Source organism: Gymnodinialimonas mytili (genome assembly GCF_037544085.1).
Taxonomy (GTDB): domain Bacteria; phylum Pseudomonadota; class Alphaproteobacteria; order Rhodobacterales; family Rhodobacteraceae; genus Gymnodinialimonas; species Gymnodinialimonas mytili.
Genome location: NZ_JBBIFW010000005.1, coordinates 66,422 through 78,961, shown reverse-complemented (window position 1 = coordinate 78,961; position 12,540 = coordinate 66,422). Strand labels below are relative to the sequence as shown.

At 59.8% G+C, this 12,540-nt stretch carries 14 protein-coding genes; 13 read left to right on the top strand and 1 reads right to left on the bottom strand.

The window, feature by feature from the left end; all coding sequences use genetic code 11:
- Positions 1–13 precede the first annotated feature (13 nt).
- Both preA and V8J82_RS18570 read left to right on the top strand, forming a co-directional pair.
- Entirely contained in the window at positions 14–1,315 is a 1,302-nt protein-coding gene (preA, locus tag V8J82_RS18575) for an NAD-dependent dihydropyrimidine dehydrogenase subunit PreA (protein ID WP_339977455.1), read from the top strand.
- A gap of 320 nt (positions 1,316–1,635) precedes the next feature.
- Positions 1,636–3,048 carry a hypothetical protein gene (locus V8J82_RS18570; RefSeq protein ID WP_339977454.1) on the top strand — a complete coding sequence of 471 codons (1,413 nt, stop codon included), beginning with the start codon at positions 1,636–1,638 and terminating at the stop codon, positions 3,046–3,048.
- Positions 3,049–3,158: 110 nt separating this feature from the next.
- On the opposite strand, the gene V8J82_RS18565 is transcribed toward V8J82_RS18570, so the two are convergent.
- The gene (locus V8J82_RS18565; RefSeq protein ID WP_339977453.1) at positions 3,159–3,791 is read right to left on the bottom strand and encodes a TetR family transcriptional regulator C-terminal domain-containing protein; all 633 of its coding nucleotides are present in this window, start codon (positions 3,789–3,791) and stop codon (positions 3,159–3,161) included.
- Between the two features lie 225 nt (positions 3,792–4,016).
- Here V8J82_RS18565 and aptA point away from each other — a divergent pair, with 225 nt between their 5' ends.
- The 11 genes from aptA to V8J82_RS18510 all read left to right on the top strand — a co-directional run bounded on the left by aptA (position 4,017) and on the right by V8J82_RS18510 (position 12,516).
- Positions 4,017–5,348, top strand: coding sequence for an omega-aminotransferase AptA (gene aptA, locus V8J82_RS18560; RefSeq protein WP_339977928.1), 1,332 nt, complete (start codon positions 4,017–4,019; stop codon positions 5,346–5,348).
- Positions 5,349–5,735 (top strand): ACT domain-containing protein, encoded by a 387-nt coding sequence (locus V8J82_RS18555; protein WP_339977452.1) that lies wholly within the window; start codon positions 5,349–5,351, stop codon positions 5,733–5,735.
- Positions 5,735–6,016, top strand: coding sequence for a cupin domain-containing protein (locus V8J82_RS18550; RefSeq protein WP_439650086.1), 282 nt, complete (start codon positions 5,735–5,737; stop codon positions 6,014–6,016). Before V8J82_RS18555 ends, V8J82_RS18550 begins: the two co-directional genes overlap by 1 nt.
- Positions 6,017–6,025: 9 nt before the next feature.
- The gene (locus V8J82_RS18545) at positions 6,026–7,276 is read left to right on the top strand and encodes a Zn-dependent hydrolase (protein ID WP_339977451.1); all 1,251 of its coding nucleotides are present in this window, start codon (positions 6,026–6,028) and stop codon (positions 7,274–7,276) included.
- Between the two features lie 175 nt (positions 7,277–7,451).
- Complete coding sequence (locus V8J82_RS18540; protein WP_339977450.1) at positions 7,452–7,706, top strand: hypothetical protein; 255 nt, start codon at positions 7,452–7,454, stop codon at positions 7,704–7,706.
- Between the two features lie 232 nt (positions 7,707–7,938).
- Positions 7,939–9,402: a dihydropyrimidinase gene (gene hydA / locus V8J82_RS18535; protein WP_339977449.1), complete on the top strand. Its 1,464-nt coding sequence runs from the start codon at positions 7,939–7,941 to the stop codon at positions 9,400–9,402.
- A gap of 65 nt (positions 9,403–9,467) precedes the next feature.
- A complete protein-coding gene (locus V8J82_RS18530; RefSeq protein ID WP_339977448.1) occupies positions 9,468–9,881 on the top strand; it encodes a hypothetical protein in 414 nt (137 codons plus the stop codon).
- 249 nt (positions 9,882–10,130) lie between these two features.
- Positions 10,131–10,613 carry a DUF4760 domain-containing protein gene (locus V8J82_RS18525; RefSeq protein ID WP_339977447.1) on the top strand — a complete coding sequence of 161 codons (483 nt, stop codon included), beginning with the start codon at positions 10,131–10,133 and terminating at the stop codon, positions 10,611–10,613.
- Between the two features lie 87 nt (positions 10,614–10,700).
- Positions 10,701–11,183 carry a hypothetical protein gene (locus tag V8J82_RS18520; RefSeq protein WP_339977446.1) on the top strand — a complete coding sequence of 161 codons (483 nt, stop codon included), beginning with the start codon at positions 10,701–10,703 and terminating at the stop codon, positions 11,181–11,183.
- Between the two features lies 1 nt (position 11,184).
- Positions 11,185–11,964, top strand: a complete 780-nt coding sequence (locus V8J82_RS18515) for an ABC transporter ATP-binding protein (RefSeq protein ID WP_339977445.1) — start codon at positions 11,185–11,187, stop codon at positions 11,962–11,964.
- Between the two features lie 75 nt (positions 11,965–12,039).
- Positions 12,040–12,516 (top strand): GNAT family N-acetyltransferase, encoded by a 477-nt coding sequence (locus V8J82_RS18510; RefSeq protein ID WP_339977444.1) that lies wholly within the window; start codon positions 12,040–12,042, stop codon positions 12,514–12,516.
- The last annotated feature ends 24 nt before the right edge of the window (positions 12,517–12,540 follow it).

The following is a 12,540-nucleotide window of genomic DNA, read 5'->3' as shown; positions in this document are numbered from 1 at the left end:
AGGAGGAGCCGACATGGCTGACCTATCTAGCAACTTTCTGGGCGTGAAATCGCCAAACCCGTTCTGGCTCGCCTCGGCGCCGCCGACGGACAAGGAATATAATGTCGTGCGCGCCTTCAAGGCAGGGTGGGGCGGCGTCGTTTGGAAGACACTTGGCCAGGATCCCCATGTGGTGAATGTGAACGGCCCGCGCTATGGCGCGATTTACGGCGCGGATCGGCGGCTGTTGGGGCTCAACAATATCGAGTTGATCACCGACCGCCCGTTGCAGACCAATCTGCGCGAGATCAAGCAGGTCAAGCGGGATTGGCCGGATCGCGCGATGATCGTCTCGCTGATGGTGCCGTGCGAGGAACAGGCCTGGAAGGCGATCCTGCCGCGGGTGGAGGAGACGGGCGCCGATGCCATCGAGTTGAATTTCGGCTGCCCCCACGGGATGAGCGAGCGCGGCATGGGCGCCGCGGTGGGGCAGGTGCCGGAATACATCGAGATGGTCACGCGCTGGTGTAAACAGAACACGCGGATGCCTGTGATCGTGAAGCTGACGCCGAACATCACCGATGTGCGCTATCCCGCCCGTGCGGCGAAGGCCGGGGGCGCCGATGCCGTCAGCCTGATCAACACGATCAATTCGATCACCTCCGTCAATCTCGACACGTTCAGCCCCGAGCCCTCGATTGACGGGAAGGGTTCCCATGGCGGGTTTTGCGGACCAGCGGTGAAGCCGATTGCGCTGAACATGGTGGCCGAGATCGCGCGCGACGCGGAAACTGCCGGTCTGCCGATCAGCGGGATCGGCGGCATAACGACCTGGCGCGATGCGGCGGAGTTCATGGCTCTGGGCGCGGGCAACGTGCAGGTCTGCACGGCGGCGATGACCTACGGGTTCAAGATCGTCGAAGAAATGAAAAGCGGCCTGTCGCAATATCTGGACGAGCAGGGCATCGGTCTTGCCGATTTGGTCGGGCGCGCGGTGCCGAATGTCACCGACTGGCAATATCTGAACCTCAACCACGTCACCAAAGCGCGGATCGATCAGGACGCCTGCATCAAATGCGGGCGCTGCTATGCGGCTTGCGAGGATACCTCGCATCAGGCGATTTCGATGTCGGAGGATCGCGTGTTTGAGGTGATCGATGCCGAATGCGTGGCGTGTAATCTGTGTGTGAATGTGTGCCCGGTCGAGGGCTGCATCACGATGGAGGAACTGGCCGCGGGCGCAATGGATGAGCGGACGGGTCAGGTCGTCTCCGGCGATTATGCCAATTGGACCACCCACCCCAACAATCCCGGCGCAGTCAAGGCCGCCGAATAGCGCGATCTGACGCAATTCTGCGCCGAAACTCGGTCAAGCCGCCCGAAGGGATCACAGCCTTCGGGCGGCATTGCGCTTAGGCCCCAAGGGTTTCCGATCCGCGTCAGCAATGTTCCGCTATCGGCGGATGTAAGGAAATCAAAGGCTTAGCCAGATTGGCTCAATGTCTTCGCAAATTGTTTCCCAGAAAAAGCCTATTATTCGCAAGAGGTTGCCAGTCGCAGAGCGCCCGGTTGTCCGACGGGTTTCGGTCGATAGTTATCGATATCACTCGATGACATTCCGTTATCGGGGCGATCACTTTGCACAGGAGCAATATCTTGGCTTTTGACAATTTCGCACTGACCCAAGACGACGAGTTTGAATTCAATACCACAATGTCTTCTGGCGTATTTTCGGTGTTCGAGGACGCACTTGCGGCCCGCGGCATTGACGCTGCAAACCTGACGGCTGAACAAAGGCAGGTCTTTTACGATGCCTCAGATCGCATCGAGACTGTTCTCGACTCAGATATGGAGTCGGTATCTGACGCCCAAACCCTGCTCGGTGAAGATGTGGAGGTGATGTCGGTTGACGATCTGCGCACAAGCGATGGCGTCAAACTGAACGGTGTGGCGACCATCGACGGTAAGATCGTTTTGGACAGTGCACTGACCGGTGAAAGGCTGCTGGAAACTCTTGTCGAAGAACTGGCGGAAGCGGCCTTCTACGAGGCATTGGAAGATGCATCGCAAGGCGATTTCGGGGCCGAGGTTGAGGCCCGCATCGAGGGTGACGCCTCGGCTGCGTTTCTTGATCAATTGGCGACCGCATCCGAAGCCGACACCGTGCAAACCGCATTCGGCGAAGGGCAGGCCAATGCGGCCCCCTTTGAGGCCGACGCGCAGTTTTTCGCAGAGGAAGTCTTTTCGCCGCAAGGTGTCAGTGTCGAAGCGATCAAGGCACAGCTCGACGCTTGGAACGGCGCTCAAGGATACACAAACCTGAGCGCAGATGGTCAGGTTTTCTTTGATCCCTCCTCAGTTCAAAAGGTTGAAGGGATGCAAAATCTGATCAACACCATTCGTCAGGCACCTGCAAACCAGAAGGATGCTTTTGGCTACGAGGTCAGAAATCTTATTCCGGAGCCAAACAGAGATCTAGATGGCGACGGCACTATTTCGAGCACAGTGGCGGCGTTTCTCATCGATCCCGGCCCGAAAGCAGAGGTTCTGGGGTCACCGAAAAACGTAAAATACGCCCCGATCCAGGGATTGTCGGAAACGTTTGTGGCCAACAAGGGCGGATCCTCGGCGGAATGGACCGCCCGGGCAGGGGTAGAGTATAAGACCGAGAAGAAATTCGAGGTTGCCAACAAGAACGCGGTCGAGATCTCCGGGACGTTCGGCTTCGGCGGTTCCACGGCGGGTTTGAAAGAATCCAACGAGAGAACCACGAGCCAGGCCAGCACAACGAGCAACGCGACATCGTTTTTTGAACAGGTGACTAAGAAATATAGTGTCGAAGGCGAGAAATACGCGCCGGGCACCGCGGTGTCTTATGGGTATCATGTGGCCACGGGCGACCTGAAGGCAATCGACACACAGAAGATGCTCATCATTCTTGGTGAGGGCGAGTCGACCGGTGTTGTTCAGGACACGGCGTTCTTGGTTGATGTCAACACGACTGGAACGCTGAAAAATGTCGGCCTTGGCGTCGTGGCGACCGATGTCGAACAGGGTCTATGGCTCTGACACAGATCGGTGGTCGGGCAGGCGCCTGGCCGCCACTTCTTTGGCGCTCGGCAGTAGGCCCGCTGCCGCATGAGCTATCTTGGCGCGATCAACGCGATGTCAGGCGGGCCTCATTGACCATGCATTGGGTCGGTCACCCCTAAAACCCGTTGAAAATGAACCGTCAAATAGGTCTCGGCTTCGGCCCAAGGATCGCGATTGTCACCCAGCACCGCGCGGACTTGCACCTCGAAATCGGCGTAATGCTGGGTGAGCGACCAGATCGAGAAGATCAGATGATGGGGGTCGGATTGCGCCAATTTGCCCTCGGCCATCCACTGTGCGATCACGGTCGCTTTTTCATCTACAAGATCTTTGAGATCGGTTGACAGCCCATCGCCAATCCGGGGCGCGCCTTGCACGATTTCCTGTGCGAATAGCCTGGATTCACGGGGAAAGTCGCGGCTCATTTGCAGTTTGCGGCGCATGTAAGCCAGCAATTCGTCATGCGGATCACCCAAGGGGTTGAGCGCGCGAAGCGGCGCCAGCCACGTATCGACAAGCCCCCCCAGTAGGGTGACATGGATATCCTCTTTGGAGGCGAAATAGTACAGCAGATTGGGCTTCGACAGGCCCGCCTCGGACGCGATCTGATCCAGGGTCGCGCCGCGGAACCCATGTTGCGAAAACACTTCCAACGCGGCGTCCAGAACGCGGGCGCGGTTCTTTTCCTGGATCCGGGTGCGCGGTTTCTGCGCTGTCATCGGCGCATTCCGACATTGCCTAAGCGCTGAGCATTTAATGTCATTTGAGCCCTGACCCAGCTCTTTTGAAAGAATAAGCCAAAATGCCGCCGAAATCCGCTATCGTTTAAGTTGACTGATATCGGGCATTTGTTAGCGTGCTCTTGACCAGATGGTCAAAAACAAAATGCCACGCAGATGCGCCATTTTCGAATGCGCCTGATCCGGGCGTTGGGGGGAACAACCATGGCACTCGATCGTAGCAACCCGGTCCCGAATGACCTGAGCGCCTTTTGGATGCCGTTCACGGCCAATCGGCAATTCAAGCAAAGCCCGCGCATGTTCGTGGGCGCCGACAAAATGCATTACAAAACCGCCGATGGGCGCGAGGTGCTGGACGGCACAGCGGGTCTGTGGTGCTGCAATGCGGGCCACAACCAGCCGCGGATTGTGGAGGCGATCCAGAAGCAGGTTGCCGAGATGGATTATGCACCCGCCTTCCAGATGGGCCATCCCAAAGCGTTCGAACTCGCCAATCGCCTGCGCGACATGGCGCCTGACCCGTTTGAGCATGTGTTCTATACCAATTCCGGGTCTGAATCGGTTGAGACCGCTCTGAAGATCGCAATCGCCTATCAGCGCGCCATCGGGCAGGGGTCCCGGACCCGGCTGATTGGGCGAGAGCGCGGCTATCACGGGGTGAATTTCGGCGGGATTTCGGTCGGCGGGATCGTGAACAACCGCAAGGTGTTTGGATCGCTTCTGACTGGCGTCGACCATCTGCCGCACACGCATCTGCCTGAGCACAATGCCTATACGCGCGGCCAGCCCGAATACGGCGCGCATCTCGCAGACGAGTTGGAGCGGATCGTGGCGTTGCACGGCGCCGAGACCATCGCGGCCTGTATCGTCGAACCGATGGCGGGCTCCACCGGTGTGCTGATGCCACCCAAAGGCTATCTGGAGAAACTGCGCGAGATCTGCACGAAACACGGCATCATTCTGATCTTCGATGAGGTGATCACCGGCTTTGGACGCCTCGGCAGCAGTTTTGGCGCGGCGCATTTCGACGTGATGCCCGACATGATCACATGCGCGAAGGGGCTCACAAACGGCGTGATTCCAATGGGGGCCGTTCTGGCCACCGGCGCGATCCATGATGCGTTCATGCAGGGCCCCGACCATCTGATCGAGCTGTTCCACGGCTACACCTATTCCGGCAATCCCATCGCCTCTGCCGCTGGGATCGCGACGCTGGAAACCTACAAGGAAGACGGCCTGTTCGAACGCGCCGCAGAGCTTGCCCCCTATTGGGAGGAAGGGCTGCATTCGCTCAAAGGCTTGCCGCACGTCATCGACATCCGGAACATGGGCCTGATCGGCGCGGTGGAGTTGGAGCCGATTGCCGGTGAGCCCACGAAGCGGGCCTTCCAGGCTTTCTTGGATTGTTACGACAAAAACGTGCTGATCCGCACGACCGGCGATATCATCGCCATGTCGCCGCCGCTGATCATCGAAAAGGCGCAGATCGACACGCTGTTCGGGACATTGGCTGATGTGCTGAAGGGGCTGCAGTGAATGCTGCCGGTGTCCGATACCTCTTCCATGATTGCGGGCATGAACCCGTGCCGCGTACCGGGGCGGTGGGTATTTCGGTCAGTCGCGGAGACTGACCTGCCCAGGCTGTTGCCAAGCGCGCTTGCTGTTTTTCGCGAAGCAGAGGGTGTTTCGGTGCTTGTCCCGGCGCAAGACGACGAAAGGGCCATGGCGCAGATCACGCTTAAGGTCTTCTCGTCTCTGGAAGGTGTTGGCCTGACGGCGGCGGTTTCCGCCGCACTGGCCGAAGCCGGGATTGCGTGTAACGTGATCGCGGCAACGCAGCACGACCACATCTTCGTGCCGGAAGATCGGGCTGACGAGGCATTGGCCTTGCTCAAGGCCCGAGCTGAAGAGGAGGCCGCCTAGTGGCAGAAGCACGGGCAGAGATGCTGATCGACGATGAGCGCGTGCGCGTAACACGGTTCGATTTCGATCCTGGCGATGAAACAGGCTGGCATGTTCATGGCATGGATTACGTGATTACCGCGCTGACCGAATGCCAAATGCGCCTGGACGAACCTGGCGGCGAGAGCCGCACGGTCACCATCCCAGCAGGCACGGTGTATCGGCGCGATAAGGGCGTCCAGCACAATGTGATCAATGGTGGCGACGCGCCGATGAGCTTTATCGAGACCGAATTGAAATAGGACGACCCAATGCCTGCCCCCGGCGAAAATATGAAGATCAATGGCGAGCGCCTGTGGGACTCGCTGATGGAGATGGCCAAGATCGGCCCGGGCATCGCGGGCGGCAACAACCGCCAGACCCTGACCGATGAAGACAGCGAAGGCCGCCACTTGTTCCAAAGCTGGTGCGAGGCGGCCGGCATGTCGATGGGCGTTGATGAAATCGGCAATATGTTCGCCCGTCGCGAGGGCACCGACCCCGGCGCGCTACCGGTCTATGTGGGCTCGCACCTGGATACGCAGCCCACGGGCGGCAAATATGATGGCGTGTTGGGCGTGCTCGGCGGGCTGGAAGTGATCCGGTCGATGAACGATCTGGGCATCAAGACCAAACACCCGATTGTGGTGACGAACTGGACAAACGAGGAAGGCACGCGGTTTGCCCCGGCGATGCTCGCCTCGGGCGTCTTTGCGGGAAAACACACGCTCGACTGGGCCTATGATCGCGAAGATGCGGCGGGCAAACGCTTCGGCGACGAATTGGAGCGCATCGGTTGGAAAGGCGAGGAAAAAGTCGGCGACCGCAAGATGCATGCGTTCTTCGAGCTTCATATCGAACAGGGCCCGATCCTTGAGGCTGAAGGCAAGCAAGTGGGCGTCGTCACCCACGGCCAGGGCCTGCGTTGGATCGAATGCACGATTAATGGCAAGGAAAGCCATACCGGCTCCACGCCCATGCATATGCGCAAGAATGCCGGGCGTGGTCTGGCGCTGGTGACCGAGCTGGTCCACGAGATCGCGATGAAGAACCAGCCCAATGCCGTGGGGGCGATTGGCCATATCGACGTCTACCCCAACAGCCGGAACATCATCCCCGGCAAGGTCGTCTTCACCATCGATATGCGCACACATATTCTGGATAAACTCAACGCGATGGTCGACGAGTTGATGGCCCGCGCGCCGCAGCTTTGCGCTGATATCGGTGTGACGTTCGACGCCCATATCGTTGGCCAATTCGATCCGCCCGCCTTTGACGAGGGCTGCGTGACGGCGATCCGCGATGCGGCGGAGCGGCTGGGCTATAGCCATATGGATATCGTCTCGGGCGCCGGGCACGACGCGTGCTGGATCAATGATGTGGCGCCGACGGCGATGGTGATGTGCCCCTGCGTGGACGGGCTGAGCCACAATGAAGCCGAAGAGATCAGCCCCGAATGGGCGGCCGCAGGCGCCGATGTTTTGTTCCACGCGGTTATCGAAACGGCGGAGATTGTGGAGTGAGTGCAGCGCCCGTTACGTCGCCCTCGGCACGCGACTATGTCGAGGATTGTGGCGCAGACGTGCCACATGAGCGGGATTCGCACGGAAACGGGTCGGAGTCGGTTTGGCCAAGGGCGCACCCTATGGCATTGCACGGCACGGTCCACACTTTCGTGGACGCTGAGGAGTATCTACGATGAACATCAAGATTTGGCTCGCGGCGGGCTCGGTTGTGGCCTTGGCGGGCTGCGTGACACCCACGCCTCAGGGCCAGGTGGAAGAATTGTCGCCCGAAGTTCTGTCGCTGATCGCGCCGGGCCAGGATCCGTCGACCGCGCGGCTCGAGGCCGATGGCTGCTATTGGTACCTGCATCGCGGCCCGGTCGAAAGCACCTACATCCCGCTTCTGACCCGGGATCAGCGCATGATTTGTGTCACCGCCCAGGGATAAGGAGCAACGCCCAGTGTCACTCTTGTTCACCATCTTGGGCATCAGCTTTCTATGTTTGGCGCCGCCCGTGGTGTTGGGATTGGCCGCGCAGACTTGCAAAGATCAACGGGCTCGTCGTCCCATTGCTTGGGCCACGATCTTTGGCGTTGGAGCCGCTTACGTGGCTAAGATCGCCCAAATGCAGGCGCGAAACAGGGCTCTAATGGTATTGAACTAACGACAGGGGGAAAGCATGAGCAAGGTGATCAAGGGCGGCACAATCGTGACCGCCGACCGCCAATGGACGGCGGATGTGCTGATCGAGGGCGAGAAAATCGCCCAGATCGGCGAAAACCTGTCTGGCGACGAGGTGATTGATGCCTCCGACGCCTATGTGATCCCCGGCGGCATAGACCCGCACACGCATCTGGAAATGCCTTTCATGGGCACCACGGCGGCGGAAACCTTTGAGACGGGCACCTTCGCCGCGGCGGCGGGCGGGACCACGATGCTGGTCGATTTCTGCCTGCCGGGTGAGGATGGTTCGCTCCTGAACGCGATCGACGAGTGGGACCGCAAATCGAAGGATCAGATCTGCGTCGACATCTCGTATCACATGGCGATCACCGGCTGGAATGAAAGCATTTTCAACGAGATGCAGGCCGTTGTTCAAGAGCGCGGCATCAACACGTTCAAGCACTTCATGGCCTATAAGGGCGCGCTGATGATCGAGGATGACGAGATGTTCGCCTCCTTCAAGCGATGCGCCGAGTTGGGCGCTCTGCCGCTGGTCCATGCCGAGAACGGTGACATCGTGGCGGAGCTTCAGCAGAAGTATCTGGAGGAGGGGATTTTCGGGCCCGAAGGCCATGCCTATTCCCGTCCGCCCGAGGTCGAAGGGGAGGCCGCGAACCGCGCCATCATGATCGCCGATGCCGCCGGAACGCCACTCTATATCGTGCACGTCTCCTGCGAACAGGCCCACGAGGCGATCCGCCGGGCCCGCCAGAAGGGCATGCGCGTTTATGGCGAGCCGCTGATCCAGCACCTGACGCTGGATGAGACGGAGTATTTCGACAAGGATTGGCAATATGCCGCGCGCCGGGTGATGAGCCCGCCCTTCCGGTCGAAAGACCATCAGGATGGGCTGTGGAACGGGCTGGCGGCGGGCTCGCTGCAGGTTGTGGCGACGGACCATGCGGCGTTTACCGATGAACAGAAACGCATGGGCGTCGACAATTTCGCGATGATCCCGAACGGGACCGGGGGCCTTGAAGAGCGGATGGCCATGCTCTGGACCAAGGGGGTCGAAACGGGCCGCCTGACGCCTGAGGAATTTGTGGCGGTGACCTCCAGCAATATTGCGAAGATCCTGAACATCTACCCGATGAAGGGTGGGATCAATGTGGGCGGCGACGCCGATGTGGTGGTTTGGGACCCGAAATTGGGCCGCACGATCACGACGGCGACGGCCAAGAGTATCCTGGATTACAATGTGTTCGAGGGAATGGAGGTCAGCGCCTCGCCCCGATACACGCTCTCACGCGGCGATGTGGTCTGGGCCGCCGGGCAAAACAGCCAACCGCAACCGGGCCGAGGCCGTTTCGTCAAACGCCCCCCTGCGGCGAGCCCGTCCCAGGCCCTGTCAAAGTGGAAGGCGCTGAATACCCCGCGCAAGATCGAACGGGATCCGCTGAACATTCCATCGGGGGTTTAGCCATGTCTATCCTAAGCCGTGTATTTTTGACTTTCGCTTTGAGCGTTTTGATCGGAAGCGTGCTTATGAGCCTTATTGGTGTCGCCCCGATGCTGGGCACTTACGGACCTCTGACCTCTTTTCTGATGAACTTCGCTTGGATTGTCCTCTTCGTTTCGCTTGTCATGGCATCCTCTGCGCCATTGCCATTTGTCGCGCTGCGCGCTGCGATGTATCGCTTGCGGTTTCGCGGGCATTTGGCATTTGCAATTGCCGGTGCGGTCTGCGCGCTTGCGGCGCTTGGGCTGTTATTGATCGGCGCATCGCCGGTTTGCTGGACTATGCCGGTCTGCGAGTCGAACTTCGGACAAACCGGGCCAGTTATCCTGTCATTGAGTGTTTCGGGGGCGGTTTGCGGCCTATGTTATCACTGGATCGAGCGTCGCTTTACGCCCGACGGCAGCGTCTTCACAGCGCCGGGAGCCAGCGTTGGAGATTGAAGCGTCAACGGCCAAACCTGTGAATTCGGTATCGGCAATCGACCGTCATTCCATCGTTATCTCTGCACAAGTCTTCGACATTGCGTTCCGGACAGATGATTGCACCTTTCGCCGGAGGTTTGACGCGCGCTCGGCAATCGAAAAGCCTAGCGTCGTCTCGTTCACTGGGTCGCAGAGTTCCTGCCGTGAGATGGGGGCAACCCATTTGCCGAGAAAGGGTGTGGTGTACTTGCCTTTAGGGGGCAGCGCATGATGGACATCTGGTCACGCCTCCCCTCCATCGAAGCCGTCGAACCTTACGCCACAACCCTCGCGGCGTTTGCGATCATCGGTATCGCCGTGCAGATCCTGCTGCAGCGCCGCTCGGTTAACGCTGACGAAGCCCGGCTAGCGCGGGAAAGTGCGGTGTTTCTCTACTCGGTCTTCGGGGACGAGGCCTTTCGGGAGGAACGGCGCGTAATCGGTCTGAAATCTGAGCAGGCGACGGAGAATATGAGCGATGAGACGCGTGCGGCGTTCAAGGCCGTGCTGCATCGCTACGGCCTCGTGTCGCTTGCGCATGTCCATGGCGGTGTGAAGGCAGAGATGATCAATTCCTACTGGGGCAACGTCCTGCTGAAGGATTGGGAGCGTTTGGAGCCTTTTGTGAAGGCCGAACGCGAAAAGTACCCGTTCCTGCACAAGAATACCGAGGTGATGGTGGAGCATATCCGGGGGATGGACCGTGCCTGAATGTGTAATTCCACCCGTGACGGTCGGGCCGTCGAACCGCCGCCAAGGCGCTTTGTGCGCGCCAATCGATCCATGGAGGGGGCGTGGATGAGTGACAGCGATCTGAGCGCCGCGTTTCGGGACATCCAGGCTTCGCCACACAGGGCGGGGCTGGGTATTCGGATGGTGCTATCCGCACTGATCTACCTTCTCTGCTGCCTGCTGATCGCGGTTCTGATTTCTGCGGTGATGACGCAGACCCTTCAGGGGCGCGGGCGGCTTTATGCGCCAGATGGTCTTGTGACCGAGATAGTCGAGCCGGTGCCGATCCTCTTTGGCGTGTTCGCGGCTGGGGCCTTGTTGGTTTACCTGGTCGGACGATGGATCATGGGGGCTGGTTTGCGGGGCGGTTGGATCGCGTTTCCCCTGATCTGGGCTATTCCGGCTGCGGTTGCACTGACCCTTGTCGGGCCCTACGGCGTGCCGCTGAGCCTGCAGCATGTGCAGATCTTTTTGTTGGTTGCAGTGGGGCCGTCAGTTGTGATCGGACTGATGCAATACGGGCTGGAACGACGGGTGCAAAGGCGTTGAAATGACCGCAGTAATCTCCGCTCAATCCCTCGATCTCACGTTTCAGACGAATGACGGCCCCGTGCAGGCGCTGTCGGACGTCAGCCTGCAGATAAATCGAGGTGATTTCGTCTCGTTCATCGGGCCGTCAGGCTGTGGGAAGACCACGTTTCTGCGGGTGATCGCGGCGCTGGAACAGCCGACGGGCGGTCGTGTGAACGTGAACGGTATGACCCCGGACGAGGCGCGCCGTGCGCGGGCTTACGGCTATGTGTTCCAGGCAGCCGGCCTCTATCCATGGCGGACGATCGAAAAGAACATAAAGCTGCCGTTGGAGATCATGGGGTTCGCTGCCGCAGAGCAGGACAAGCGCGTGAACAACGTCTTGCAACTGGTTGATTTGGAAGGGTTCGGCAAGAAGTATCCCTGGCAGTTGAGCGGCGGCATGCAGCAGCGCGCCTCCATCGCGCGGGCGTTGGCTTTCGATGCGGATATCCTTCTGATGGACGAGCCCTTCGGCGCGCTTGATGAAATTGTGCGGGACCGGTTGAACGAGGAATTGTTGAAGCTGTGGGCGCGGACGGAGAAGACAATCGGCTTCGTCACGCATTCGATCCCCGAGGCGGTTTACCTGAGCACGAAGATCGTCGTGATGTCGCCGCGACCGGGGCGGATCACTGATGTCATCGAAAGTGATCTGCCGCGCGAACGCCCGCTTGATATTCGCGATACGCCGGAATTTCTGGCGCTGGCGCATCGGGTGCGCGAGGGTTTGAGAGAAGGGCATGCCTATGACGAATGAGAGCGGTTCGGGCGTGCATGCAACCTGTCGTGAATCTGTCGTTATTCTGTACCTACACAGTTTGCGAACGGCGCCATGCGGAACACCGAACTTCTGTGCGGAGGCGCAATGACCGAGGTGCCGATCAGACGGGCCGTGTCTGCCGACACCGATGCCTGCGCGGATATCCTGAACGACTGGATCGACAGCCGGGATTGGATGCCGCGCATCCATTCGCCCCAAAGCGTGCGCGCGCATTACCGCGACGAGGTCTTTGCCAAGCGGGATCTTTACGTGGCGGGCGACCCGCCCGAGGGGTTTATGGCGCTGGACCGCGACGCGGCCCTGATCACCGCCTTGTATCTGGCCCGTTCGGCGCGCGGTCGGGGGCTGGGCAAGCGGTTCCTCGACCTGGCCAAGGCGGGGCGGGATCGGTTGGATCTGTGGACCTTTGTGGCCAATCGCCCCGCGCAGGCCTTTTATCGCCGCGAAGGCTTCACTGAGATCCGCCGCAGCGATGGCGACAATGAAGAGGGGCTGCCGGATATCCTGTTCCGGTGGGAGGCCGCATGAGCGCCGCATTGGACCAAGCACAGC

Excerpts from the sequence above, each read along its gene's own strand:
- preA (WP_339977455.1), top strand. The coding sequence starts at position 14 with ATGGCTGACCTATCTAGCAACTTTCTGGGCGTGAAATCGCCAAACCCG.
- V8J82_RS18565 (WP_339977453.1), bottom strand. The coding sequence starts at position 3,791 with ATGACAGCGCAGAAACCGCGCACCCGGATCCAGGAAAAGAACCGCGCC.
- aptA (WP_339977928.1), top strand. The coding sequence starts at position 4,017 with ATGGCACTCGATCGTAGCAACCCGGTCCCGAATGACCTGAGCGCCTTT.
- V8J82_RS18555 (WP_339977452.1), top strand. The coding sequence starts at position 5,349 with ATGCTGCCGGTGTCCGATACCTCTTCCATGATTGCGGGCATGAACCCG.
- V8J82_RS18545 (WP_339977451.1), top strand. The coding sequence starts at position 6,026 with ATGCCTGCCCCCGGCGAAAATATGAAGATCAATGGCGAGCGCCTGTGG.
- V8J82_RS18540 (WP_339977450.1), top strand. The coding sequence starts at position 7,452 with ATGAACATCAAGATTTGGCTCGCGGCGGGCTCGGTTGTGGCCTTGGCG.
- hydA (WP_339977449.1), top strand. The coding sequence starts at position 7,939 with ATGAGCAAGGTGATCAAGGGCGGCACAATCGTGACCGCCGACCGCCAA.
- V8J82_RS18530 (WP_339977448.1), top strand. The coding sequence starts at position 9,468 with ATGAGCCTTATTGGTGTCGCCCCGATGCTGGGCACTTACGGACCTCTG.
- V8J82_RS18525 (WP_339977447.1), top strand. The coding sequence starts at position 10,131 with ATGATGGACATCTGGTCACGCCTCCCCTCCATCGAAGCCGTCGAACCT.
- V8J82_RS18520 (WP_339977446.1), top strand. The coding sequence starts at position 10,701 with ATGAGTGACAGCGATCTGAGCGCCGCGTTTCGGGACATCCAGGCTTCG.
- V8J82_RS18515 (WP_339977445.1), top strand. The coding sequence starts at position 11,185 with ATGACCGCAGTAATCTCCGCTCAATCCCTCGATCTCACGTTTCAGACG.
- V8J82_RS18510 (WP_339977444.1), top strand. The coding sequence starts at position 12,040 with ATGCGGAACACCGAACTTCTGTGCGGAGGCGCAATGACCGAGGTGCCG.